Here is a 24771-nt window from a genome sequence, read left to right as displayed (position 1 = left end):
TATTATGTCACCTCTTTTTCGGCTTTCCCTGCTGACGGCTGCCATCGCCGTCGCGTTCCCTGTCCTTGCTACTGATAATTCATCTCAGAACGATACCGACACTGTGACCGTCGTCGGCAACTGGCTGGACAACCCTGATACCAGTTCGGTGCTGCTCAACCATCCGGGCGCGCGTTCCATCGTCACCCAGCAGCAGATGCACGAACAGGGCGACCAAACCATCGCCGACAGCCTGCGCGGCGTACCCGGCGTGCAGGTGCGCGACAGCAACGGCACCGGCGGCAGCGACATCTCGCTCAACGTCGGCGTGCGCGGCCTGACTTCGCGTCTTTCTCCGCGCTCCACCATTTTGATGGACGGCGTCCCGCTGGCGGTCGCGCCTTACGGCCAGCCGCAGCTGTCGATGGCCCCGCTGTCTATCGGTAATCTGCAATCGGTGGACGTGGTGCGCGGCGGCGGCGCGGTGCGCTACGGGCCGCAGAACGTCGGCGGCGTGATCAACTTCGTTACCCGAGACATTCCCAAAACGTTTGGCGGCACCGCCAGCGTACAAACCCAGGGTGCCAGCCACGGCGGCCTGAAGACCCTGACCAGCGCCTCCGTGGGCGGCACCGCAGACAACGGCCTCGGCGCCGAGCTGCTCTACTCCGGCCTGCACGGTCAGGGCTACCGCGACAACAACGACAACACCGACATCGACGATTTCATGCTGAAAACGCGTTATGCGTTCAGCGATCGCGACGAGCTGCTGGCCAATTTCCACTACTACGACGCCAAAGCCGGCATGCCGGGCGGGCTGAGTGCCGCGCAATACGCGCAAAACCCGTTCCAATCCACGCGGCCGTGGGACCAGTTCGAAGGCCGCCGCAAGGATATGTCGTTCAAGTATAAACATCAGGAAGACGACAAACAGTTCGAAGTGTTGACCTACTTCACCGACAGTTATCGCGGCAGCAATATCGAATCGGAAGGCACCGGCAAAAACGCGGGCCAGCGGCGCATGGTCTCCTATCCGCGTCACTATTCAACCTGGGCTATCGAACCAAGCTATTCGCAGGTCTTCCGCTTCTGGGATATGGCGCACGAAATCACCCTCGGTTACCGTTACCTGAATGAAACCATGGATGAAAAGGCGTCGCGTTCGGCCTGGTATAACCCGGCGGATATCGGCTCGACGCCGGAGACCCCGGACTATTACCAGCACACCTCCGGCGGCACCGCGGCCAACGCGTTCTATATCGACGACACCATCAACGTCGGCAACTGGACGGTCACGCCGGGCCTGCGTTATGAAAGCATCCGCACCCACGTGGACGATGCCTTCAACAACATCAGCCGCGAGAAAAGCTACAGCGAACCGCTGCCGTCCTTGAACGTGATGTACCACCTGTCCGATGCCTGGAAGCTGTTCGCCAACGCCAACACCTCGTTCGGCAGCATGCAGTATTTCCAGCTGACCAAAGGCGGCAACGGCAACCAGCCGGCGCCGGGGCTGACGGCGGAAAAAGCGCACACCTATGAATTCGGCACCCGCTACGACGATACCGTGGTCAAAGCCGAAGCCACGCTGTTCTACATCGACTTCGATAACCAGCTGCAATACATCAGCAACGACGTAGGCTGGACCAATATGGGCGCCACCAAGCACAAAGGCATCGAGCTGGCGCTCAGCTACGATCTCAGCGAGCTGAACCGGGCGCTCGACGGCGCCAGCGTCTACACCAGCTATACCTACACCAAGGCCAGCACCGATAAGGGCGACTTCGCCGGTAAAGACCTGCCGTTCTACTCGCGCCAGGTCTATACCGTCGGCACGCGCTACGCCACCGGCAGCTGGGTATGGAATCTGGACGGCTACGCGCAGTCCAAACAGCATTCGCCGGGCACCGGGCCGGAGTACGTCACGCAGGAAAGCGCCGATGGTCAGTTCGGCGATATCGCCGGTTACATGGTGTGGAATATGCGCGGGGAATATAACTTCGGGCCGCAGCTGTCGAACCTGACGCTGGGCGCCGGGGTGAAAAACCTGTTCGATCAGCGTTACTTCACCCGCTCCAACGACAATAACTTCGGCAAGTACGTCGGCGAACCGCGCACCTTCTTCGTGCAGGGGTCGATCGCCTTCTGATACCGAGGCCCCGCCGGGGCCTCGGTATCACCGACAGTAAAGGCGAAACAGGCGCGCCAGGTGCGCGCCCATCGGCGTCAAAGTGGTGTCCTTGCGTTGGATAAGATAAAACGTCGCTTTCGGCAGACTCTCTTCCAGCTCGAGCGGCACCAAATGCTTGCCCAGAATCGGATCCGAAATCACGTCCACCGACAGAATGCTAACAAAATCGCTCTGCGCCACCAGGCTGGTACAAGCCATAAAGGTCTCGCAGGTCACGCTGATCGACGGCGCCATGCCCAAGTCCCCGAACAGATCGTGCAATAACCGGTAATAACTGCCTTTCGGTGTCGGCATGGTCCAGTCGCAGTGCTGCAGCTGTTTCAGCGAGGTCGCCCCCTCCATCGGATGCCCTTTGCGCACCACCACCCGATACTCTTTTTCCATCAGCCGTTCGTACTGCAACTCGTTGTCGAGGCTGCTGGGATAGTAGGTATTGACGGTAAAATCCAGCTCGCCCTGGCGCAGTTCAGGGATCATCGACACCAGCTGCCCCTCGACGATGCGCACCTTCACGTTGGGATACTCACGATGAAACTGCGTGACCACCTGCGGCATCACGGTGCGCGCAATGCTGCCACCAACGCCGATATTCACCGTGCCGCCCGCCAACCCCAGCCGCTGCTGGATATCTTCCTGCGCCACCCGCAGCTCTTCAAGGATCAGGCTGGCATGCTGGAAAAAGTTATCGCCGCAGTCGGTCAAGACCACACCCTGGCTACGGCGAATAAACAGCTTGGCGCCCAGCACCTCTTCCAGCTCCTGAATGGCCTTGGTCAGTGCAGGCTGGGAAAGGCGTGATGTGCGGCTGGCGGCGCGGATGCTGCCCTGGCGGCTAACGTCCACAAATGCACGCAATTGGTGCAATTTTATCGAGGCTGGCATAGGCGAAAGGCGATAACCGTTATTTATCAATAGCAAGATATTGGCATCTTATTTAGCCAGATTCCATTGTGTACATTCGGAAAAAACATAATAAATAACCAAATTCTTATTTCGCTTAATTAAGCGCATTTTCTGCGCCAATAAGCGCCATTCACGGCAGTTAGTAACCAAATACACCTTTTTCTTTGCAATAGCTTCACCGTCTGATTTCAGTTCAGAGCATAACTGCTGCCTGGAACGATCCAGCGCGCGATAACTTATGAGATATCACTATGACTAATTCGCTTTCGATGTTGGTGGCCGATTTGTACCCGCAATTGCAGGCCTGGCGCCGCGACTTCCATCGCTATGCCGAGTCCGGCTGGTTTGAGTTCCGCACCGCTACCCTGGTGGCGGAAGAACTCGATCGGCTGGGTTATCGCCTGCAGCTGGGCCGCGAGGTCATCAAGGCAGAGTCTCGCATGGGGCTGCCTTCGTCCGATGAGCTGGAAGCGCAGGAACAGCGCGCCCGCAATCAGGGGGCGTTGGAAAAATGGTTGCCGCACTTTTCCGGCGGCTTCGCCGGCATCGTCGCAACGCTCGATACCGGCCGCCCCGGCCCAACCATCGCCTACCGCGTGGATATGGACGCCCTCGATCTCAACGAGTTGCTGGAACCCGAACACCTGCCGTTCCGTGAAGGCTTCGCCTCTTGCAACAGCGGCATGATGCATGCATGCGGTCATGACGGCCATACCACCATCGGCCTGGGGCTGGCGCACGTCTTCAAAAGCCTGGAGCCCCAGCTTAGCGGCACCGTCAAACTGATCTTCCAGCCGGCGGAAGAAGGCACCCGCGGCGCAAAATCGATGGTGGAGGCCGGCGTGGTGGACGACGTCGATTTCTTCACCGCGGTGCATATCGGCACCGGCGTGCCGGCCGGTGAGCTGGTGTGCGGCAGCGACAGCTTTATGGCCACCAGCAAGCTGGACGTCACCTTCCGCGGCGTCGCCTCCCACGCCGGCGCCAGGCCGGAAGACGGTCGCAACGCTCTGCTGGCAGCGGCCCAGGCTGCGCTGGGGCTTTACGCCATCCCGCGCCACAGCGAAGGCAGCTCGCGCATCAATGTCGGCGTGCTGCAGGCCGGTACCGGCCGCAACGTGATCGCCGATCGGGCGTTTATGAAGGTGGAAACGCGCGGCGCCACCAATGAGATCAACGCGTTCGTCTATCAGCAGGCGCTGAACGCCATCGAAGGCGCAGCCAAGATGCACGGCGTCGCCTGCGACATCGCGCTGATGGGCGCTGCGCAGAGCAGCAAACCGACCCAACCGTGGGTGGATTACATCCGCCGCCAGGCACAGCAGGTAACCGAGCTGACCTCGGTGGTCGATCGCCGCGAACAGGCTGCGGGTTCAGAAGACGCCACCTACATGATGGAGCGGGTGAAATCCCGCGGCGGCCAGGCCTCATACGTCATTTTCGGCACCGAGCTGAGCGCCGGGCACCATAACGAAAAATTCGACTTCAACGAGCAGGTGATGGCGGTGGCGGTGAAAACGCTGGCGTCGCTGGCGCTGAACCTGCCGACATTCGGGAGCGAAGCATGAGCAACTCAGCACTGCAGGCATTTATCGACGACTACATTGACCAACGCCGGCCCCGCTTCAGCGTGCTGAGCGACGCGATTTGGGACCACCCGGAAACGCGCTTCAACGAGACCTATTCCGCCACGTTGCTGGCCGATGCGCTGGAGCAGGAAGGCTTCTCGGTTGAGCGCGGCGTGGGCGACATCGAGACGGCGTTTATCGCCAGCTACGGCAGCGGCCACCCGGTCATCGCGCTGCTGGGCGAGTACGACGCGCTGGCCGGGCTGAGCCAGCAGGCGGGCCGCGCCACGCCGCAGCCGCTGGTGGAAAACGGCAACGGCCATGGCTGTGGCCACAACCTGCTGGGCACCGCGGCGCTGGCGGGCGCCTTCGCCGCCAAGGCGTGGATGCAGCAAAACCGGCTGACCGGCACCCTGCGCTTCTACGGTTGCCCGGGCGAAGAAGGCGGCTCCGGCAAAACCTTTATGGTGCGCGAAGGCCTGTTCGACGGCGTCGACGCCGCCCTCACCTGGCACCCGGAAGGCTTCAGCGGCATGTTCAATACCAGTACGCTGGCCAACATTCAGGCGGCGTTTCACTTCAAGGGCGTCGCCGCCCATGCCGCCAACTCGCCGCACCTGGGGCGCAGCGCGCTGGACGCTGTGACGCTGATGAATACCGGCGCCAACTTCCTGCGCGAACATATCGTGCAAGAAGCGCGGCTGCACTACGCGGTCACCAACACCGGCGGCAGCTCCCCCAACGTGGTACAGGCCGACGCCGAAGTGTTGTATCTGATCCGCGCGCCGCAGCTCGACCAGGCGCAGGACATTTACCAACGGGTGATTAACATCGCCAAGGGCGCAGCGCTGATGACTGACACCCAGATGGAAGTGCGCTTCGACAAGGCCTGCTCCAACTATGAGCCAAACCGCAGCCTGGAACGCGCGATGTATCAAAACCTGTGTGATTTCGGTCTGCCCGAGTACAGCGACGCCGAACGCCGCTTCGCCGAGGAAATCCGCCAGACGCTGAGCCGCGACGATCTGCGCAACGCCAAACTCAACATTGCCCGCACCGGCGGCGCAGCCGGGCGCGAGTGGGTGCAGCTGCTGGGAGAAAAGGTGCTGATGGACGAGGTCGCTCCTTATGTGGAATCCGACGACCTATTGTACGGTTCTACCGACGTTGGCGACGTGAGCTGGGTGGCGCCGACTGCCCAATGCTTTAGCCCCTGTTTCGCACTCGGCACCCCTCTGCACACCTGGCAACTGGTGGCGCAGGGCCGCACCGCTATCGCCCATAAGGGCATGTGCCTGGCCGGCAAGGTGATGGCGGCGACCGCCATCGATCTGCTGAGCGACAGCGCTCTGCTGGCGCGCTGCCGCAGCGAGTTTGAACGCCGGCGCGCCGAACAGCCGTACCGCTGCCCAATCCCGCAGGGGGTGAAACCCTCCCCATTGAAATAGCATGAACAGACAGGGCCCGGAGAACCGGGCCACTAAGCATAATTATAAATAAATCAAATAATAACAATCACACAACAGAGCAAACACAGAGGGTAAAATCATGAGTGAGGCCACAACGCCAATCAATAAAAGCCCCGGACGCGTTTTTTACTGGGTGGAACGCATCGGCAATAAGATCCCCAATCCGTTTTTACTGTTCGTCTATTTGATCCTGGTGCTTATGCTGGCCACCGCGCTGTTTTCCTGGCTCGACGTGGCGGTGAAAAATCCGGCCACCGGCGAGCTCATCAAGGTGAATAACCTGATGAGCGTGGCGGGCATGCAGTGGATATTTCCCAACATCATCCATAACTTCAGCAGCTTTGCGCCGCTGGGGGCTATTTTGGCGCTGGTGATAGGCGCCGGCCTGGCGGAAAAGGTCGGCCTGCTGCAGGCGCTGATGTATAAAATGGCCTCGCGCGTCAGCGCCCGCTACGCCAGTTATATGGTGCTGTTTATCGCCTTCTTCAGCCATATCTCGTCGGACGCCGCGCTGGTGGTGATGCCGCCCCTTGGCGCGCTGATGTTTGTGGCGGTGGGCCGCCACCCGATAGCCGGACTGCTGGCGGCGATCGCCGGCGTCGCCTCCGGCTTTACCGCCAACCTATTGATCGTCACCACCGACGTATTGCTTTCCGGCATCAGCACCGAAGCCACCAAAGCGGTGGATGGCGCGGTTCACGTTAGCGTAATCGACAACTGGTACTTTATGGCCACCTCCGTGATCGTGCTGACCATCGCCGGCGCGCTGCTCACCGACAAGTTTATCGAGCCCCGGCTGCCGAAGTGGCAAGGCGGCGCCGAAGACAAAATCGCCGCGCTGACCCCGTTGCAAAACCGGGGGCTGATGATGAGCGGCATCGCCGCGCTGGTGTTTATCGCCATCATCGCCGCTCTGGTGGTGCCGGAGGCCGCGCCGCTGCGTGACCCGAACACCGGTTCGGTGATCCCTTCCCCGTTCATCAAGGGCATTGTGCCGATCATCATCCTGTTCTTCTTCACCGTCGCCATTACCTATGGCGTAGTCACCAAACAGATCCGGCGGCCGGATGACATTCCCCACCACTTGCTCGATCCGATGAAAAGCATGGCGGGTTTTATCGTGATGGTGTTTCCGCTGTCGCAGTTCGTGGCGTTCTTTAACTGGAGCAACATGGGCAAGTTTATGGCCGTCGGCCTGACCGATATGCTGGAAGCCGCCGGCATGAGTGGCGCGCCGGCATTTCTCGGCCTGATGTTCCTCTCCGCCTTCCTGTGCATGTTCATCGCCAGCGGCTCGGCGATCTGGTCAATTTTGGCGCCGATCTTCGTGCCGATGTTTATGCTGCTCGGTTTCCACCCGGCGTTCGCCCAGATGATCTTTCGCATCGCGGACTCTGCGGTGCTGCCGCTGGCGCCGATGTCGCCGTTCCTGCCGCTGTTCCTCGGCTTCCTGCAGCGCTACCGCAAAGACGCGCAGCTCGGCACTTATTACGTGCTGATCCTGCCCTATCCTGTGGTGTTCTTCAGCGTGTGGATTTTGCTGCTGCTGGTTTGGTATGCGCTTGGGTTGCCAATCGGCCCGGGCGTGTATCCGAAACTGGGCTAAACCGCCCCGCGACCTCGCCCCCGAGCCGGCTCGCGGGGCGGGTTCTCTTCCCCCCGCCCCCCGAAAAAAAATTGATCTTCCTCACCCTCCCAACGCCCCAGAGCATTATTTCATTGCCTTGCTAAACCGGTTCTTCTATTTTAGCAACCCATCTGACAAGGACAAAAACAGGGATTAAGCATGATGAATCGCGTATGGGTACTGGGCGACGCCGTGATCGACCTGGTGCCGGAAAATGCCAACGGTTATCTCAAATGCCCCGGCGGCGCGCCGGCTAACGTGGCGGTGGGTATCGCCCGGCTCGGTGGCGACAGCGCTTTTATCGGGCGAGTGGGGCAAGACAGCTTCGGCGCCTTTTTGCAGCGGGTGCTAAGCGATGAAGGGGTGGATATCGGCCATATGCGGCCGGATCCCGAGCACCACACCTCCACGGTCGTGGTGGATCTCGATCTGCAGGGTGAGCGCTCATTCACGTTTATGGTGCAGCCCAGCGCCGATCTGTTTTTGCAGCCCGACGATCTGCCGGCTTTCCAACGGGGCGAATGGCTGCACCTCTGCTCCATCGCGCTCTCGCAGGAACCCAGCCGCAGCGCGGCCTTTACCGCGATGGAACGCATTCGGGCGGCCGGCGGCCGGGTCAGTTTCGATCCCAACATCCGCGAAGAGGTCTGGCGCCAGCCGGAAGCGCTGCGCCCCTGTCTGCAAAAGGCGCTGCTGCTGGCGGACGTGGTGAAACTGTCGCGCGAAGAGCTGGCTTTCATCAGCCATCTTGACGATCTGGAGAACGCCATTCGCTGGATGATGCAAACCTATCCGCTGCGCCTGCTGCTGGTGACGCTGGGCGGCGACGGCGTCTGCGTACACGATGGGCAGCGTCTGCGCCATTTCCACGCGCCATCGATCGTGCCGGTCGATACCACCGGCGCCGGCGACGCCTTCGTCGCCGGGCTGTTAGCGGCGCTGGCGCGCCTTCACGAATTGCCGCAGGAAACGCAATGGCCGGCGGTTATCGCCCAGGCCCAGGCCTGCGGCGCGCTGGCCACCACCGCCAAAGGCGCCATGACCGCCCTGCCCCGCGCCGACGAGCTGGCCGCTTTCCTGCGTTGATCTTCAGCATTCACGGCGATCCGCAGGTTCGCCGTGCTCTTTTACCCACGATTTGCGCGCTCGATCACAATAGCTGAATCGGGTTAGCTAACTGAGTTGCCAGCTCGCTTCGCTCTCGTTATCTTTCGCCATGAAAAACCGGTTTAGCAATTTAGCAAACAATAATAACAACCCTTACCCGGATGATAGACGATGATAAAAAAACTCAGCTATTTGGCGATAACAACAGGGCTTTTCCTCTCCGCTTCCAGCGCAGCGGCCTCGGGCAGCGGCAGCATCGAGGCGCGTCTCAACGCGCTGGAACAACGTCTGGCGCAGGCGGAACGGCGCGCCGCACAGGCTGAAACCCGCGCGACGGCGGCGGAACGTCGGGCGCAACAGCTGGAACAACGCACCGCCAACACCGAACGGCAAACCGCACAGATTGCGCAGCAGGCCGCCACGCCGGAAACGCCGGTTGCCCCGGCCAGCGCGCTGCAGCTGAGCGGATTCAATGACCTGAAGCTGTACGGCGACGTGGAGTTCAATCTGGACGGCGCCAGCCGCAGCGGCCAACTGACGTCGCTGAAAGGCAGCGACCACAAGGACTGGAAACCCGGCAACAAAGAACGTTGGGATATCAACGGCCGCATTCTGGTCGGGCTGGACGGCTACCGCCGCAATCCGGACGGCAACTTCTCCGGCTTCAGCGTGCAGCCGCTGGCGGACATGACCGGCAAAATGAACCTGGACGACGCCGCCTTCTTCTTCGGCAATGAAAAGAACTGGCAAACCAAAATCGGCCGCTTTGAAGCCTACGACATGTTCCCGCTGAATCAGGACACCTTCATTCAATACTCCGGCAATACCGCCAACGATCTGTACGCCGACGGCTTCGGCTATATCTACATGATGAAAGAGGGCCGCGGCCGCAGCAGCAGCGGCGGCAACCTGATGCTGAGCAAATACGCCGGTGATGTCTATTTCGAGCTGAACACGCTGGTGGAGGACGGCACTTCGCTGTTCCAGGACAACAGCTACCACGGCAACGCCCTGGACAATAAGAAAAACGTCGCCTATTTACGGCCGGTGATCGCCTGGAAAAAAGACGCCTTCAGCATCGCGGCGGCGATGGAAAGCAACGTGGTGAATAACGCCTACGGCTATCGGGACAGCCAGGGCCGTTTCGTCGATCAGTCCAAGCGCAACGGCTACGGCATGACGATGAGCTGGAACAACAGCGCCGCCGATCCGGACAACGGCGTGGTGGCCAACCTGAGCACCGCCTATCTGGATGCCTCAGGCGAGCAAGACTTCACCGCCGGCGTCAACGTGCTGTGGCGGCGCTTCGAACTGGGTTATATCTATGCCCATAACAATATCAAAGAGTTCAATACCGCCGGGATCGCCGCCGATATCCACAACCCGCTCAGCGAACCGGGCAACTACGACATCCACACCGTTCACGCGTCGTATCAGATACCTGACATTATGAATATGAAGAATTTCAATCTGTATTTAGGCGCCTATGTGTCGCTGCTGGAGGCCAACGCCGACAACAAGATAGCCAACGGCGACAACGATCAACGTTACGGCATGCGCGCCAGATTCAAGTATTTCTTCTGACATCGATTCACGGCGCTGCGCCGCAAACGGCGCGGCGGCATTTTTATTTAGCAAGGGGACAACATGGACATTACCGCAACCGCCAACGCGCTGTTGCCGCTGCTTGGCGGTAAAGAGAATATCGCCAGCGCCGCCCACTGCGCCACGCGCCTGCGTCTGGTGCTGGTGGACGACAGCAAGGTGGACAAAGAGGCCATCGGCAAACTGGACGGCGTCAAAGGCTGCTTCAGCAACGCCGGTCAAATCCAGGTGATCTTCGGCACCGGGCTGGTGAACAAGGTGCATGCGGAATTCATCAAGGCGGCGGGCGTCAGCGAATCCAGCAAGGCCGAAGCCGCCGATATCGCGGCGAAAAAGCTCAACCCGCTGCAGCGCATCGCCCGCCTGCTGTCGAACATCTTCGTGCCGATCATTCCGGCGATCGTCGCTTCCGGCCTGCTGATGGGGCTGCTCGGCATGGTGAAAACCTACGGCTGGGCCGATGCCAACAGCGCGCTGTTCATCATGCTGGATATGTTCAGCTCGGCGGCGTTCATTATCCTGCCGATTCTGATCGGCTTCACCGCCGCACGCGAATTCGGCGGCAACCCCTATCTGGGCGCCACGCTCGGCGGCATTTTGACGCATCCGGCGCTGACCAACGCCTGGGGCGTCGCCGAGGGGTTCCACACCATGAACTTCTTCGGTCTGGAGATCGCCATGATTGGCTATCAGGGCACCGTGTTCCCGGTGCTGCTGACGGTGTGGTTCATGAGCGTGCTGGAAAAGCGGCTGCGCAAGGTGATCCCCAACGCGCTCGATCTGATCCTGACGCCGTTCCTGACGGTGGTCATCTCAGGCTTTGTCGCCCTGCTGTTTATCGGCCCCGCCGGCCGCGCGCTGGGCGACGGCATATCCTTCGTGCTCAGCACGCTGATTGCCCATGCGGGCTGGTTCGCCGGGCTGCTGTTCGGCGGCCTCTATTCCGCTATCGTCATCACCGGCATTCACCACAGTTTCCATGCGGTAGAGGCCGGGCTGCTCGGCAATCCCAATATCGGCGTCAACTTCCTGCTGCCGATCTGGTCGATGGCCAACATCGCGCAGGGCGGCGCTTGCCTGGCGGTGTATTTCAAAACCCGCGACGCCAAAATCAAAGCCATAGCGGTGCCATCGGCCTTTTCCGCCATGCTCGGCATCACCGAAGCGGCGCTGTTCGGCATCAACCTGCGCTTCGTGAAACCGTTCCTGGCGGCGCTGGCGGGCGGCGCGCTCGGCGGCGCCTGGGTGGTGGCCAACCACGTCGGCATGAACGCGGTCGGGCTGACGGCGATCCCCGGCATGGCGATCGTGCAGGCCAGTTCGCTGGTCAGCTATATCCTCGGCCTGGCGATCGCTTTTGGCAGCGCCTTCGTGCTCTCCCTGCTGCTGAAATATAAAACGGACGCGCAATGATGGAAGAACTCAGCTTAATCAAACAGGCGCTGCGGGCGGTAATGAACGGCCAGCCACGCGCGCTGCGCGATCCGCACCGCCCGGCCTGGCATCTGGCGCCCAGCGTTGGCTTGCTGAACGATCCTAACGGCTTTATCCAGCACAACGGCGTTTATCACCTGTTCTATCAGTGGAACCCGCTGGGCTGCGATCATCGCAACAAGTGCTGGGGACACTGGCAATCGACCGATTTATTGCGTTGGGAACATCAGCCGATCGCCCTGGCGCCGGGCGCCTGTTACGACAGCCACGGCTGTTACTCCGGCTCGGCGGTGGTGGCGGAAGACAAAATCACGCTGATCTACACCGGCAACGTGAAATTCCCCGACGGCTCGCGCACCGCTTACCAATGCCTGGCTCAGGAAAGCGATCGGGGCGAATACCGCAAACTCGGGCCGGTGCTGCCGCTGCCGGAGGGCTACAGCGGCCACGTACGCGATCCGAAAGTGTGGCGTCATCAGGATGCCTGGTACATGGTGCTCGGCGCGCGTGACTTGCAGGATCGCGGCAAGGTGCTGCTGCTGCGTTCCTGCGATCTGCGCGACTGGCAAGCGCTGGGGGAGATCGCCGGTTCCGGCCTGAACGACCTGGGTGAATTCGGCTACATGTGGGAGTGCCCGGACCTGTTCTCGCTGGACGGCGACGACGTGTTGATCTGCTGCCCGCAGGGGCTGGCGCCGCAGCCGGAACGCTATCTCAACCGTTATCAGGCCGGCTATCTGCTCGGTAAGCTGGATTACCGGCAGGCGGCCTTCAGCCACGGCGAATTTCGCGAGCTGGACGCCGGCTTCGAGTTCTACGCGCCCCAGACGACGCAGGCGGAAGATGGCCGCCGCCTGCTGTTCGGCTGGATGGGCGTGCCCGAGCAAGATGAAGAAGCCCACCCGACGCGCCGTTACGGCTGGATCCACACCATGACCTGCCCGCGCGAGCTGTCGCTGCAGCATGGCCGCCTCTACCAGCGCCCGGCGCGCGAGCTGCAACAGCTGCGCGGCGAGCGGGCTGGCTGGCAAGGCCGCGCCGATGACGCCCCCACCTATGCGCTGGGCGCCGCGGAGCTGCAGCTGACGCCGCAGGGCGCGTTCAGCGCCGACTTTGGCGACGCCATGACGCTGAGCTGGGACGGCGAACGGCTGCAGCTGACGCGCGCTTCCCTGGCCGACGGTAGGCCGGAGCACCGTTACTGGCGCGGCCCGGTCACGCATCTGCAGCTGCTGTTCGATCGTTCCAGCGTGGAGATTTTCATCAACCACGGCGAGGCGGTGATGAGCGCGCGCTACTTCCCGGCAGCTGAACCGCAATTGCGGCTGAACGGGAGCGCGCCGCTGGCGTTGGAATACTGGCCGCTGACGCCATGCATGCTAGAATGACGCATCCTCCGATGACTTCAGATGGCGTCAGTGAAAAAAAATAAACGCATTACCATCAGTGACATCGCCACGCTGGCCGGGGTGTCGAAATCGACCGCCAGCCTGGTGCTGAACGGCCGCAGCAAGGAATACCGGGTGTCCGACGACACCCGCGATCGCATTCTGGCGCTGGCGCACGAACACCATTATCAGCCCAGCATCCACGCCCGCTCTTTGCGCTCCAACCGCAGCCACACGCTGGGGCTGGTGGTGCCGGAGATGACCAACTACGGCTTTGCGGTGATCTCGCGCGAGCTGGAAACGCTGTGCCGCGAGGCCGGTCTGCAGCTGTTGATCGCCTGTACCGATGAAAACCCGGCGCAGGAGATGATGGCGGTGAACAGTCTGGTGCAGCGGCAGGTCGACGGCCTGATCGTCGCTTCCAGCCAGCTGAACGACGCGGAATACCAGAAGATCAACGCCGGGCTGCCGGTGGTGCAGATGGATCGCCTGATCGCCGGTTCCGAACTGCCGCTGGTGATCACCGACTCGGTTAATGCGACCGCCGACCTGGTGGAGAAGGTCGCGCGTCAGCATCCGGATGAGATCTATTTTCTCGGCGGGCAGCCGCGCATTTCACCGACTCGCGATCGGCTGGCCGGCTTCCAGCTTGGCCTGGAGCGCGCCGGCGTATCGTGCAAACCGGAATGGATCATCAACGGCAGCTATCACCCCAGCTCGGGTTACGAGATGTTCGCTCAGCTGTGCGCGCAGCTGGGGCGTCCGCCCAAAGCGCTGTTCACCGCCGCCTGCGGCCTGTTGGAAGGGGTATTGCGTTATCTGACTCAGCATCAGCTGATGGAAAGCGACATCCACCTGTGCAGCTTCGACGATCACTACCTGTTCGATTGCATGACGCTGAAAATAGACACAGTCGCTCAGGACTGCCGGGCGCTGGCGCAACATAGCTTCAGCCAGGTCACCGCGCTCATCGACGAGCGGCCGCTGGAACAGAACGCGCTTTATCTGCCGGGCCGTATCCACTGGCGCCATGCCGGTTCGCGGGCGTTGTTGGCCGGGGAGTGATATTTCTGAATCAATAAAAAGGGCGCCTGAGCGCCCTTTATCGTTTTGCTGCCGCTACTTACTTGGCGGCGCCTTCCATGCCCACCAGCCCCACTTTCAGGTAGCCGGCTTTACGCAGGGTGTCCATCACGCTCATCAGCGTTTCATAGTCCACGCTCTTGTCCGCCTGGAAGAAGATGGTGGTTTCTTTGTTGGCCTGAGTGCGTTGATCCAGCACCGAAGTCAGCTGATCGGCATTCACCGGCTGATCGCCAACGTAGAGCTGCTTGTCGGCCTTCACCGACAGGAACACCGGTTTTTCCGGCCGCGGCTGCGGTTTGGCGGAAGAAGCCGGCAGATCGACGCGGATATCTACCGTTGCCAGCGGCGCGGCCACCATAAAGATGATCAACAGCACCAACATGACGTCGATAAACGGCGTCACGTTGATTTCATGCAGTTCGCCGCTGTCGTCCAGATCTTCATTTAAGCGCATCGCCATGACTCACCCCGCCCGCAGTTGGTGTGCGTGCTGTGAGCGCTTGGCTTCCGCCGTCGCGGCCAGATCCAGATCGCGGCCCTGCAGCAGCAAGACCTGCGCCGCCACGTCGCCTACCTGGGCGCGATGGCCGCTGATGACGCGGGCAAAGATGTTGTAGATAACGACGGCAGGGATCGCCGCGACCAGGCCCAGCGCGGTCGCCAGCAGCGCTTCCGCGATGCCCGGCGCCACGACCGCCAGGTTGGTGGTCTGCGAATGGGCGATGCCGATGAAGCTGTTCATGATGCCCCACACGGTGCCGAACAGGCCGACGAACGGCGAGATGGCGCCGATGGTGGCCAGGAAACCGTTGCCGCGGCCCATGTTGCGGCTGTAGGCCGCCACGCGGCGCTCGAGGCGGAAGCCGGTACGCTCTTTGATGCCGTTGTTGTCGCTGGACTCTGCGGACAGCTCCAGCTCATTTTGCGCGTCGTTCAGTAAGACAGCGCTGACGCTCTGCGAGCCGAAGTTTTGCGCCAGCTCGGAAGCTTCATCCAGCGAGCGCGCGTCGGCCAGCGCCAGCTGTTCGCGGCGCAGGCGGCGTTTGGCGCGCAGCAATTCACTGCCTTTGGAGAACAGAATGGTCCAGGTCACGATCGAGGCCAGCACCAGGCCGATCATTACCGCTTTCACCACCGCGTCGGCGTGCTGATACATGCCCCAAACGGACAGATCCATGCCGCGGGTTTCCGGTGGCTGGATCATTGGCGCCGGGTTCACCGGCGTGATGCTTTCCGGCGCGGCGGCTGCAGGTGCAGGCGCGGTGGTCGGCGCAACGCTTTCGGTAACGGCCGGATTGGCCGCCGGCGCCGCCTGCGCGCTGCCGGCCAGCCCCACGACCAGCACCATTGAAGCCATCAGGCTGCGGCCAAAGGCCTTGCCCCACTGCGCCCGGCCCTGGCCGAACGATCCTTGATTTAAATTCTTGCCAGCCGTTTTCACGCTGTGCCTCCACCCATTACCGATCAAAATTAAGGAATAATTCAGCGTGCGATCATATCAAACCAACCGGGGATTGATAGTAGTTCTCATTATTATTTACCAAATAAACGAGAAAATTTTAGCCAACCCCGCGGCAAAGCGCCAATCCGCGTCCGTTCACCGCCAAACGCCCCTTTTATGGGGTTATTTCGTTACTTTTCCCCCACAACGGCGCAACAAGGCCACGCTGCCGAACGGCATCTCGACCGATGAATGGGCTTCTCTCTCGCCGCTCGGCAGGAGGATGAGGCGAGAAATGCGCAGTCGGCAGCCAATTATAGCCGTTTCTGTATCTGGAAGTTAAAACGTCTGGATGGCTATATTAACTCATGTTAACGTAAGGGCTATCGCAACGGGCACGTGCAGAGCAACCAGAGGTGAGCCAGGTACCATGACGTCAAAACATATCGAAACCACGCTGATCGGCGCCGGCCGCGGCAAGCGCTACACCCAGGGCTCCGTCAATCCCGTCACGCAACGCGCCTCTTCTTTGGTCTTCGACTCCGTCGCCGCCAAAAAACACGCCACCGCGCAGCGCGCCCACGGCGAGCTGTTTTACGGCCGACGCGGCACCCTGACCCACTTCGCGCTGCAGGATGCGATGGTGGAGCTGGAGGGCGGCGCCGGCTGCGTGCTGTACCCCTGCGGCGCGGCGGCGGTAGCCAATGCGATCCTGTCGTTCGTCGGCGCCGGCGATCACCTGCTGGTCACCGGCTCGGCGTACGAACCGACCCAGGATTTCTGCACCCATATCCTCGGCCGCATGAACGTCAGCACCACCTATTTCGATCCATTAATTGGCGCCGATATCGCCACGCTGATCCAGCCCAATACCCGCGTGGTGTTCCTGGAATCCCCCGGCTCCATCACCCTGGAAGTGCAGGATATTCCGGCGATGGTGCAGGCCATCCGCGCCGTGGCGCCGGAGGTGGTGATCATGATCGACAACACCTGGGCGGCGGGCGTGCTGTTCAAGGCGCTGGATTTCGATATCGACATTTCGATTCAGGCCGGCACCAAATACCTGATCGGCCATTCCGATTACATGCTCGGCACCGCCGTCGCCAACGCGCGCTGTTGGGATCGGCTGCGCGAGTACTCCTACCTGATGGGGCAGATGGTGGATGCCGACACCGCCTACATGGCGAGCCGCGGCCTGCGCACCCTGAGCGTGCGCCTGAAGCAGCACGAGCGCAGCAGCATCGAAGTCGCCAACTGGCTGGCGGCACGGCCGGAGGTGGCGACGGTCAATCACCCGGCCCTGCCCAGCTGCAAGGGCCACGAGTTCTACCGCCGCGACTTCAGCGGCTGCAACGGGCTGTTCTCCTTCGTGCTGAAAGAGCGGCTGGATGATGCGCAGCTGGCCGCCTACCTGGACAACTTCAGCCATTTCAGCATGGCCTACTCCTGGGGCGGCTTCGAGTCGCTGATCCTGGCCAACCAGCCGGAAGAGCTGGAAGCGATCCGTCCGGCGGGCGGCGTCGATTTCTCCGGCACGCTGGTGCGCCTGCACATCGGCCTGGAGAACGTCGAAGACCTGATCGCCGATCTGGCGGCCGGCTTCGATCGCCTCAACGGCGTGCGCCAAGACGGATTCCGGTAATTTTCTTCGCCTTGTTTAATGTCGGCTTAAGCTATTAGCGGTACACTAATCGGGTAACTGTCAGATACGGTAACCGCCGCATCCTGGAGAACGTGACCCCGGGCGCAACCGGCATGCAACAGGACATAAAATGGATGTATTACGAGAGATTATTCATGCGCTTTGGCAACAGGACTTTATCGCCCTTGCCGATCCAAGCGTAATTTGGGTGGTTTACGCCGTACTTTTCACCACCCTGTTTTTGGAAAACGGACTGCTGCCCGCCTCCTTCCTCCCCGGCGACAGCCTGCTGCTGCTGTCGGGCGCGCTGATCGCCAAAGGCGTGATGGGCTTTGCCCCCACCCTGCTGATTCTGACCGCCGCCGCCGGCCTCGGCTGCTGGCTGAGCTATATCCAGGGCCGCTGGCTGGGCCACACCGGCCTGGTGAAGAGCTGGCTGCTGCAGCTGCCGGCGCAGTACCACCAGCGCGCGCACAACCTGTTCAACCGCCACGGGCTGACGGCGCTGCTGATCGGCCGCTTCCTCGGCTTCGTGCGCACGCTGCTGCCGACCATGGCCGGCATTTCCGGGCTCAACAGCTCGCGCTTCCAGGTGTTCAACTGGCTGAGCGCGGCGATCTGGGTCTGTGCGCTGGTGGGCCTCGGCTACGCTTTCAGTCAAATCCCTCTGGTAAAACGCTACGAAAGCCAGGTGATGACCGGCCTGATGCTGCTGCCGCTGCTGCTGCTGTTCGTCGGCCTGCTGGGCGCCATGCTGGTGATCTGGCGCAAAAAGCGCGCTTCCTCTTCCTAAATCCGGCGCGCTACAGCGCCTTCTCGACCAGCGCCAGGCAAGATCGCCCTGCCCCGGTAAACGCGGCTCAGCCCTCCAGCAGCAGCGGGTTGGCCTCGCGCAGCCGGGCGACTTCATCGCTCGGCGTCATGCCGAACAGCCGCTTGAATTCACGGCTGAACTGCGACGCGCTCTCGTAGCCGACGCGGATCGCCGCGGTGCTGGCCTTCAGGCCGTCATGCACCATCAGCAGGCGCGCCTTATGCAGCCGGTACGACTTCACGTACTGCAGCGGCGAGGTGTTGGTCACCGCTTTGAAATTGTGGTGGAACGCCGAGACGCTCATGTTGACCTCGCCGGCCAACTGCTCGACGTTGAGGTTGTCGGCATACTGATGTTCGATGCGCCGCAGCGCCTTGGCGATCTGGCTGAAGTGGGTATGGCGATTGACCAACTCCTGCAGCGACGCGCCGCAGGTGCCGCGCAGCACGTAGTAAAGGATCTCGCGCACGATCTGCGGCCCCAGCACCCGGGCGTCGAGCGGCTTGGCCATCACGTCCAGCAGGCGTTCGGTGGCGCACAGCAGCGCTTCCGTCAGCTCGGCCAGGTTCACCCCGTTGCTCTCCGCCCGCGGTTGCATCAGGTAGTCGTCGTCGCCGATGTCGATCAGCAAATCCTGCAGCATTTGGGTATCGATATTGACCGCCAATCCAACCAGCGGCAGTTCCGGGCTGGCGAAGGTTTCGCATTCGAACGGCAGCGGCACCGTCATCAGCAGGTAGTTGCGCGGATCGTACTGAAACACCTTACTGCCGCAATAGCCGACCTTGTGCCCCTGAAAGATGATGACGATCCCCGGTTCGTACATCACCGGTTGGCGCGGACAGTGGCGATCGACATACAGGATCTTCACCCGCGGCACCGGCGACGGCGTGTAGCCGTTGCCGGTGCCGATAGCCATCGCCTGGCGCGCCATGCGGCTGCGCTGCGCATCGATTTCAATCACGGAAACACCCTCTTACAGTCAGAACGATTCGGCATAAATCATAATTTATAATTCACCATTCCTACAGAGGATTGTAGAAATAGGCAAGAACCAAACAGGAATGTGCATTGTGCGCTGCCGGCAGGTTGCTGACAATACGGGCCAGAAACCTTTGCGCCGCGTTGGCGCCCGCCTGACAGAAAGAGAGAAATCAACCATGCAAAACTTCATTCTGCATACCCCAACCAAAATCCTGTTCGGCAAGGACCAAATTGCCGAAGTGGCCGGCCAGATCCCGGCGGACGCACGCATCCTGATCACCTACGGTGGCGGCAGCGTGAAGAAAAACGGCGTGCTGGATCAGGTGTATAGCGCGCTGGCCGGCCGCGACGTGCGGGAGTTCTCCGGCATCGAGCCGAACCCAACCTACGAAACGCTGATGAAAGCGGTCGAGGTGGTGAAGGCGGAAAACATCGATTTCCTGCTGGCGGTCGGCGGCGGGTCGGTGGTTGACGGCACCAAGTTCATCGCCGCCGCCGCCCGTTATACCGCCAACGGCGACGCCTGGCATATCCTGCAGACCGTCGGCAGCCACATCGCCGACGCGGTGCCGATGGGCTGCGTGCTGACGCTGCCGGCCACCGGCTCCGAATCCAACAGCGGCGCGGTGATCACCCGTAAAAGCAGCGGCGACAAGCAGCACTTCTTCTCGCCGCTGGTGCAGCCGCGCTTCGCCGTGCTGGATCCGGTGGTGACCTATTCGCTGCCGCCGCGCCAAATCGCCAATGGCGTGGTCGACGCCTTCGTGCACACCCTGGAGCAGTATCTGACCTACCCGGTCGACGCCAAGGTGCAGGATCGCTTCGCCGAAGGCCTGCTGCTGACCCTGCTGGAAGACGGCCCGCGCGCGCTGGCCGAACCGGAAAACTATGCGGTGCGCGCCAACGTGATGTGGAGCGCCACCATGGCGCTGAACGGCCTGATCGGCGCCGGGGTGCCGCAGGACTGGGCAACCCACATGCTGGGCCACGAGCTGACCGCCATGCACGATCTCGACCACGCGCAAACGCTGGCCATCGTGCTGCCGGCGCTGCTGCACGAGAAGAAAGCGCAGAAGCGCGCAAAACTGCTGCAGTACGCTGACCGCGTTTGGGGCCTGCGCGAAGGCAGCGAAGACAGCCGCATCGACGGCGCCATCGCCGCCACTCGCGCCTTCTTCGAGCAGATGGGCGTACCGACCCGCATGGCGGATTATCAGCTCGACGGCAGCAGCATTCCGGCGCTGCTCGACAAGCTGCATCAGCACGGCATGACCGCCCTGGGCGAGCATCAGGACATCACCCTGGACGTCAGCCGCCGCATTTATGAAGCGGCGCGTTAATCGCAAAACGGCGATTTTTTGCTAGGCTTTAGTCTCCGCCAGCCATTTTTCGCCGCATCCGGCGCCCGGCCGATCACCGGGCGTTGTCAGGGGCCTCAGCGCGCCGCCGATCGTTTCGCACCACCCGTCTTACCGCTCATTCGCAGGGAGAGCGGCGAGAAAATCGCCCTCCCGCCACCGCTGAAATTAGGCTGGCAAACCCGGCAACCGCCCACTTTGCCAACTAGAATTTATCTATAGCCGTTTCGGTGCCGCAGGCGCCGCAATCCGTACACAAGGAGATGCGCATGACAACGCAACAACCCATCATCAAACTCCACGATGGTAATCTGATGCCGCAGTTGGGTCTCGGCGTTTGGCAGGCGAGTATTGAAGAGACCACCCGCGCGGTGAGCAAAGCGCTGGAGATCGGCTACCGCTCCATCGACACCGCCGCGATCTACAAGAACGAGGAAGGCGTCGGCGCCGCGCTGCAGTCCAGCTCGCTGCCGCGCAGCGACCTGTTCATCACCACCAAGCTGTGGAACGACGATCAGGGCGATCCGCTGGCGGCGCTGGAAACCAGTTTGGAAAAACTCAAGCTGGATTATGTGGATCTGTACCTGATCCACTGGCCGCGCCCGCAGCAGGATCAATACGTCTCCGCCTGGCGCGAACTGATCAAACTGCGCGATCAAGGCCTGGTGAAAAGCATCGGCGTATGCAACTTCCATACGCCGCACCTGCAGCGCCTGCTGGATGAAACCAACGTGGCGCCGGTCGTCAACCAGATAGAGCTGCACCCGCTGCTGCAACAGCGCCAGCTGCGCGCCTGGAACGCCACGCACCACATCGCCACCGAATCCTGGAGCCCGCTGGCGCAGGGCGGTGAAGGGGTGTTCGACCAGCCGCTGATCAAGGCGCTGGCCGAAAAATACGAGAAAACCCCGGCGCAGATCGTGGTGCGCTGGCACTTGGACAGCGGCCTGATCGTGATCCCGAAATCGGTCACGCCGTCGCGCATCCGCGAAAACTTCGAGGTGTTTGATTTCAAACTCGATAAGGACGAACTGGGCGAGATCGCCAAGCTGGACATCGGCAACCGCCTCGGGCCGGATCCGGATACCCTGTAAGTCCTCCCCAAGCCCTCTCCCGCCGGAGGGGGCTTTTCCTTTCCGCACATTGCTCCCTTGCGCCGCCTGACGTTATGATGACGACGCCGGAGGCTCCGCCCGCCGGTTAATACCGTTAAAAAACAGACAAGCACGGAGCACCATGAAATTCTCTTTCTCACACGGGTCACGGCTGGGCATGCTTTGCATCATGCTGGTGCTGGCGGGTTGCGCCGGCAAGAAACAGCGCGTCAGCTACGATCGCCACGCCTTCGACAGCGCCATTAAAGACGCCGCCAGCGAATACGGCGTAGACGCCAAGCTGATCACCGCCATGATCCAGGTGGAGTCCGGTTTCAACCCCGCCGCAGTGAGCAGATCCAATGCGATCGGCCTGATGCAGCTGAAAGCCGATACCGCCGGCTGCGACGCCTATCGCTACAAAGGCAAACGCGGTTGCCCGGATGATGACGATCTGCGGGATCCCGACACCAATATCGATCTCGGCGCCGCCTACCTGGCCACCTTGCAAAAACAACAGCTTAAAGGGATCGCCAATCCCGTTACGCTGCGCTACGCCACCATCATCGCCTACGTCAACGGCACCGGCGCGCTGCTGCGCACCTTCTCCAGCAACCGCCAGCAGGCCATCGCGATGATCAACAACCTGTCGCCGGAAGCCTTTAACTGGCACGTGCGCAAATACCATCCCGCTCCGCAGGCGCCGCGCCATTTGATGAAAGTGGAAGCCGCCTACGATCGGCTGTGATGAGTAAAAGTAAAAAGGAGAACCCGAGGGTTCTCCTTTTTGTTTGCGCCCGCGGCGTGGCCGTTACGGCTTGGCTTTGCGAATCGGTTTGCGTGGCGGCCGGTTGGACGGCGTGCGCTGCCGATTGATATCGGTATGTTTGGTCAGCGCCGGCCGGGTATGGCGCTGCAGGCGTTTCGCTTCGCGCTGCTCGTCGATGCTCGGCGCCGGCACCAGACACTCGCGGCGGCTGCCGATCAGGTGCTTCAGCCCCATCTCTTCCAGCGCGGCGCGGATCAGCGCCCAGTTGGCCGGATCGTGGTAACGCAGCAGCGCCTTGTGCAGGCGGCGCTGGCGATCGCCGCGCGGCACCACCACGTCTTCGCTCTTGTACCCCACCTTGCTCAGCGGGTTTTTGCCGCTGTAATACATGGTGGTGGAGTTGGCCATCGGCGAAGGATAGAAGTTCTGCACCTGATCGAGGCGGAAACGGTTCTTCTTCAGCCATAGCGCCAGGTTCACCATGTCTTCATCGCGGGTGCCCGGGTGCGACGAGATGAAGTACGGGATCAGGTACTGCTCTTTGCCCGCCTGCTTCGAATAGTGATCAAACAGCTGCTTGAAGCGATCGTAGCTGCCCATGCCCGGCTTCATCATCTTCGATAGCGGCCCTTCTTCGGTGTGCTCCGGCGCGATCTTCAGGTAGCCGCCGACGTGGTGGGTCGCCAGCTCCTTGATATAACGCGGATCTTCCACCGCCAGATCGTAACGAACCCCGGAAGCGATCAGGATCTTCTTGATGCCCTCCAGCGAACGCGCGCGGCGATACAGCTTGATGGTCGGCTCGTGGTTGGTGTCCATGTAGGTGCAGATCTCCGGATACACGCACGAGGCGCGGCGGCAGGTCTGCTCGGCGCGCGGGTTGGTGCAGCGCAGCATATACATGTTGGCGGTCGGGCCGCCGAGATCGGAGATCACGCCGGTGAAGCCCGGCACCTTGTCGCGGATCTCTTCGATTTCACGAACGATCGAATCTTCCGAACGGCTCTGGATGATGCGCCCTTCATGCTCGGTGATCGAACAGAACGAGCAGCCGCCGTAGCAGCCGCGCATGATATTCACCGAGAAACGGATCATGTCATAGGCCGGAATGCGATCCTGGCCGTAGGACGGGTGCGGCACGCGCTGATAAGGCAGCGCGAAGACGCTGTCCATCTCCGGCGTGGTCAGCGGGATCGCCGGCGGGTTGATCCACACGTAGCGGTCGCCGTGTTTCTGCATCAGCGCACGGGCGCAGCCCGGGTTGGTTTCATGGTGCAGAATGCGCGAGGTGTGCGCATAAAGCACCTTGTCGCCCTTCACTTTCTCGAAGGACGGCAGCAGCACGTAGGTCTTCTCCCACGGCTTCGGCTTGGCGGCGCGCACGGTGACAGGCTTGGCTTCCGGCTCTTTCGGCTTGGCGCCGTCGGCACACGGCAGATCGTCGCCGTACGGGTTCGGGATAGGTTCGATGCGGCCCGGCTTGTCGAGGCGGGTGGAATCCACGCCGCTCCAGCCCGGCAGCGCTTCTTTGCGCATTACGGCGGTATTGCGAATATCGTGGATGTCGCCAATCTTCTCACCGGCGGCCAGGCGATGCGCCACTTCCACCAGCGGGCGTTCACCGTTGCCGTAGATCAGCATGTCGGCCTTGGAATCCACCAGCACCGAGCGGCGCACGGTATCCGACCAGTAATCGTAGTGGGCGATGCGGCGCAGGCTGGCTTCGATGCCGCCCAGCACGATCGGCACGTCTTTGTAGGCTTCTTTACAGCGCTGGCTGTAGACCAGGGTGGCGCGATCCGGGCGCTTGCCGCCGACGTTGCCGGCGGTGTAGGCATCGTCGTGGCGCAGTTTGCGATCGGCGGTATAGCGGTTGATCATCGAGTCCATGTTGCCGGCGGTGATGCCGAAGAACAGGTTCGGTTTCCCCAACCGCATGAAGTCTTCTTTGTTGCTCCAGTCCGGCTGCGCGATGATGCCGACGCGGAAGCCCTGCGCTTCCAGCATGCGGCCGATGATCGCCATGCCAAAGCTCGGGTGATCGACATAGGCGTCGCCGCTGATGATGATCACATCGCAGCTGTCCCAGCCCAGTTGATCCATCTCTGCTCGCGACATCGGTAAAAACGGCGCGGTGCCAAAACATTCCGCCCAATAAGGCTTATAGGAAAACAGTTCACGATCGGGTTGGATCAGGCTGGTGGTGCTCATTCTTGTAGGGCGGCGATATATTTTGCATGGAATAGCGATATATTTTGCATGAAGGGGGGGAGGGAATTTGCACAATGCAAAATATATCGCAAAAGTCGGCC

General features: G+C 61.4%; 19 protein-coding genes. 14 read left to right on the top strand and 5 right to left on the bottom strand.

Features of this window, described 5'->3' with window-relative positions; translation table 11 throughout:
- Nucleotides 1-4 precede the first annotated feature (4 nt).
- Entirely contained in the window at nucleotides 5-2128 is a 2124-nt protein-coding gene (locus ACJ8IM_RS15125; protein ID WP_033655226.1) for a TonB-dependent receptor family protein, read from the top strand.
- A gap of 27 nt (nucleotides 2129-2155) precedes the next feature.
- Here ACJ8IM_RS15125 and ACJ8IM_RS15120 read toward each other — a convergent pair whose 3' ends face one another.
- Nucleotides 2156-3052 (bottom strand): LysR family transcriptional regulator, encoded by an 897-nt coding sequence (locus ACJ8IM_RS15120; protein WP_025304273.1) that lies wholly within the window; start codon nucleotides 3050-3052, stop codon nucleotides 2156-2158.
- Nucleotides 3053-3324: 272 nt separating this feature from the next.
- On the opposite strand from ACJ8IM_RS15120, the gene ACJ8IM_RS15115 reads away from it, so the two are divergent.
- The 8 genes from ACJ8IM_RS15115 to ACJ8IM_RS15080 all read left to right on the top strand — a co-directional run bounded on the left by ACJ8IM_RS15115 (nucleotide 3325) and on the right by ACJ8IM_RS15080 (nucleotide 14336).
- On the top strand, nucleotides 3325-4641 hold the full coding sequence (locus tag ACJ8IM_RS15115) for a M20 family metallo-hydrolase (protein ID WP_033655225.1): 1317 nt from the start codon (nucleotides 3325-3327) through the stop codon (nucleotides 4639-4641).
- Nucleotides 4638-6089: a M20 family metallopeptidase gene (locus tag ACJ8IM_RS15110; protein ID WP_033655224.1), complete on the top strand. Its 1452-nt coding sequence runs from the start codon at nucleotides 4638-4640 to the stop codon at nucleotides 6087-6089. Before ACJ8IM_RS15115 ends, ACJ8IM_RS15110 begins: the two co-directional genes overlap by 4 nt.
- Nucleotides 6090-6189: 100 nt before the next feature.
- Nucleotides 6190-7716 carry a p-aminobenzoyl-glutamate transporter gene (gene abgT, locus ACJ8IM_RS15105; protein WP_028127596.1) on the top strand — a complete coding sequence of 509 codons (1527 nt, stop codon included), beginning with the start codon at nucleotides 6190-6192 and terminating at the stop codon, nucleotides 7714-7716.
- Between the two features lie 180 nt (nucleotides 7717-7896).
- Nucleotides 7897-8823, top strand: a complete 927-nt coding sequence (locus ACJ8IM_RS15100; protein WP_033654841.1) for an aminoimidazole riboside kinase — start codon at nucleotides 7897-7899, stop codon at nucleotides 8821-8823.
- A gap of 195 nt (nucleotides 8824-9018) precedes the next feature.
- Nucleotides 9019-10428 (top strand): carbohydrate porin, encoded by a 1410-nt coding sequence (locus ACJ8IM_RS15095; RefSeq protein ID WP_033654846.1) that lies wholly within the window; start codon nucleotides 9019-9021, stop codon nucleotides 10426-10428.
- A gap of 63 nt (nucleotides 10429-10491) precedes the next feature.
- Nucleotides 10492-11862, top strand: coding sequence for a sucrose-specific PTS transporter subunit IIBC (locus ACJ8IM_RS15090; RefSeq protein ID WP_033654840.1), 1371 nt, complete (start codon nucleotides 10492-10494; stop codon nucleotides 11860-11862).
- Nucleotides 11862-13271 carry a glycoside hydrolase family 32 protein gene (locus tag ACJ8IM_RS15085; protein WP_033654845.1) on the top strand — a complete coding sequence of 470 codons (1410 nt, stop codon included), beginning with the start codon at nucleotides 11862-11864 and terminating at the stop codon, nucleotides 13269-13271. The genes ACJ8IM_RS15090 and ACJ8IM_RS15085 overlap by 1 nt, the downstream gene beginning before the upstream one ends.
- Before the next feature lie 21 nt (nucleotides 13272-13292).
- Complete coding sequence (locus ACJ8IM_RS15080) at nucleotides 13293-14336, top strand: LacI family DNA-binding transcriptional regulator (protein ID WP_033654839.1); 1044 nt, start codon at nucleotides 13293-13295, stop codon at nucleotides 14334-14336.
- Between the two features lie 58 nt (nucleotides 14337-14394).
- On the opposite strand, the gene exbD is transcribed toward ACJ8IM_RS15080, so the two are convergent.
- Nucleotides 14395-14817 carry a TonB system transport protein ExbD gene (exbD, locus tag ACJ8IM_RS15075; protein WP_004937307.1) on the bottom strand — a complete coding sequence of 141 codons (423 nt, stop codon included), beginning with the start codon at nucleotides 14815-14817 and terminating at the stop codon, nucleotides 14395-14397.
- A gap of 3 nt (nucleotides 14818-14820) precedes the next feature.
- The gene (gene exbB / locus ACJ8IM_RS15070) at nucleotides 14821-15798 is read right to left on the bottom strand and encodes a tol-pal system-associated acyl-CoA thioesterase (RefSeq protein ID WP_080289921.1); all 978 of its coding nucleotides are present in this window, start codon (nucleotides 15796-15798) and stop codon (nucleotides 14821-14823) included.
- 430 nt (nucleotides 15799-16228) lie between these two features.
- Here exbB and metC point away from each other — a divergent pair, with 430 nt between their 5' ends.
- Nucleotides 16229-17440: a cystathionine beta-lyase gene (gene metC / locus ACJ8IM_RS15065; protein WP_033654838.1), complete on the top strand. Its 1212-nt coding sequence runs from the start codon at nucleotides 16229-16231 to the stop codon at nucleotides 17438-17440.
- A 130-nt stretch (nucleotides 17441-17570) separates the two neighbouring features.
- Nucleotides 17571-18233 carry a DedA family protein gene (locus ACJ8IM_RS15060; protein ID WP_033636044.1) on the top strand — a complete coding sequence of 221 codons (663 nt, stop codon included), beginning with the start codon at nucleotides 17571-17573 and terminating at the stop codon, nucleotides 18231-18233.
- Between the two features lie 67 nt (nucleotides 18234-18300).
- On the opposite strand, the gene ACJ8IM_RS15055 is transcribed toward ACJ8IM_RS15060, so the two are convergent.
- On the bottom strand, nucleotides 18301-19188 hold the full coding sequence (locus ACJ8IM_RS15055; protein WP_229601721.1) for an AraC family transcriptional regulator: 888 nt from the start codon (nucleotides 19186-19188) through the stop codon (nucleotides 18301-18303).
- 226 nt (nucleotides 19189-19414) lie between these two features.
- Between ACJ8IM_RS15055 and yqhD the strand changes: the two genes are divergently transcribed.
- The 3 genes from yqhD (at nucleotide 19415) to ACJ8IM_RS15040 (ending at nucleotide 22438) form a co-directional block, all read left to right on the top strand.
- On the top strand, nucleotides 19415-20578 hold the full coding sequence (yqhD, locus tag ACJ8IM_RS15050; RefSeq protein WP_033654836.1) for an alcohol dehydrogenase: 1164 nt from the start codon (nucleotides 19415-19417) through the stop codon (nucleotides 20576-20578).
- A gap of 287 nt (nucleotides 20579-20865) precedes the next feature.
- Nucleotides 20866-21690 carry a 2,5-didehydrogluconate reductase DkgA gene (dkgA, locus tag ACJ8IM_RS15045; protein WP_033654835.1) on the top strand — a complete coding sequence of 275 codons (825 nt, stop codon included), beginning with the start codon at nucleotides 20866-20868 and terminating at the stop codon, nucleotides 21688-21690.
- A 142-nt stretch (nucleotides 21691-21832) separates the two neighbouring features.
- Nucleotides 21833-22438: a transglycosylase SLT domain-containing protein gene (locus ACJ8IM_RS15040; protein WP_033654834.1), complete on the top strand. Its 606-nt coding sequence runs from the start codon at nucleotides 21833-21835 to the stop codon at nucleotides 22436-22438.
- Between the two features lie 63 nt (nucleotides 22439-22501).
- Here ACJ8IM_RS15040 and ACJ8IM_RS15035 read toward each other — a convergent pair whose 3' ends face one another.
- Nucleotides 22502-24670: a YgiQ family radical SAM protein gene (locus ACJ8IM_RS15035; RefSeq protein WP_033649077.1), complete on the bottom strand. Its 2169-nt coding sequence runs from the start codon at nucleotides 24668-24670 to the stop codon at nucleotides 22502-22504.
- Nucleotides 24671-24771 lie beyond the last annotated feature (101 nt).

Origin of the sequence: Serratia sp. CY33525 (assembly GCF_052169115.1) — a bacterium.
In the GTDB taxonomy this organism is placed as follows: Bacteria; Pseudomonadota; Gammaproteobacteria; order Enterobacterales; family Enterobacteriaceae; genus Serratia; species Serratia sarumanii.
The sequence above is the reverse complement of the archived record's forward strand: the minus strand, read 5'-3'. Positions and strand labels throughout refer to the sequence as shown.

Excerpts from the sequence above, each read along its gene's own strand:
- ACJ8IM_RS15125 (WP_033655226.1), top strand. The coding sequence starts at position 5 with ATGTCACCTCTTTTTCGGCTTTCCCTGCTGACGGCTGCCATCGCCGTC.
- ACJ8IM_RS15120 (WP_025304273.1), bottom strand. The coding sequence starts at position 3,052 with ATGCCAGCCTCGATAAAATTGCACCAATTGCGTGCATTTGTGGACGTT.
- ACJ8IM_RS15115 (WP_033655225.1), top strand. The coding sequence starts at position 3,325 with ATGACTAATTCGCTTTCGATGTTGGTGGCCGATTTGTACCCGCAATTG.
- ACJ8IM_RS15110 (WP_033655224.1), top strand. The coding sequence starts at position 4,638 with ATGAGCAACTCAGCACTGCAGGCATTTATCGACGACTACATTGACCAA.
- abgT (WP_028127596.1), top strand. The coding sequence starts at position 6,190 with ATGAGTGAGGCCACAACGCCAATCAATAAAAGCCCCGGACGCGTTTTT.
- ACJ8IM_RS15100 (WP_033654841.1), top strand. The coding sequence starts at position 7,897 with ATGATGAATCGCGTATGGGTACTGGGCGACGCCGTGATCGACCTGGTG.
- ACJ8IM_RS15090 (WP_033654840.1), top strand. The coding sequence starts at position 10,492 with ATGGACATTACCGCAACCGCCAACGCGCTGTTGCCGCTGCTTGGCGGT.
- ACJ8IM_RS15085 (WP_033654845.1), top strand. The coding sequence starts at position 11,862 with ATGGAAGAACTCAGCTTAATCAAACAGGCGCTGCGGGCGGTAATGAAC.
- ACJ8IM_RS15080 (WP_033654839.1), top strand. The coding sequence starts at position 13,293 with ATGGCGTCAGTGAAAAAAAATAAACGCATTACCATCAGTGACATCGCC.
- exbD (WP_004937307.1), bottom strand. The coding sequence starts at position 14,817 with ATGGCGATGCGCTTAAATGAAGATCTGGACGACAGCGGCGAACTGCAT.
- metC (WP_033654838.1), top strand. The coding sequence starts at position 16,229 with ATGACGTCAAAACATATCGAAACCACGCTGATCGGCGCCGGCCGCGGC.
- ACJ8IM_RS15060 (WP_033636044.1), top strand. The coding sequence starts at position 17,571 with ATGGATGTATTACGAGAGATTATTCATGCGCTTTGGCAACAGGACTTT.
- ACJ8IM_RS15055 (WP_229601721.1), bottom strand. The coding sequence starts at position 19,188 with ATGGCGCGCCAGGCGATGGCTATCGGCACCGGCAACGGCTACACGCCG.
- yqhD (WP_033654836.1), top strand. The coding sequence starts at position 19,415 with ATGCAAAACTTCATTCTGCATACCCCAACCAAAATCCTGTTCGGCAAG.
- dkgA (WP_033654835.1), top strand. The coding sequence starts at position 20,866 with ATGACAACGCAACAACCCATCATCAAACTCCACGATGGTAATCTGATG.
- ACJ8IM_RS15040 (WP_033654834.1), top strand. The coding sequence starts at position 21,833 with ATGAAATTCTCTTTCTCACACGGGTCACGGCTGGGCATGCTTTGCATC.
- ACJ8IM_RS15035 (WP_033649077.1), bottom strand. The coding sequence starts at position 24,670 with ATGAGCACCACCAGCCTGATCCAACCCGATCGTGAACTGTTTTCCTAT.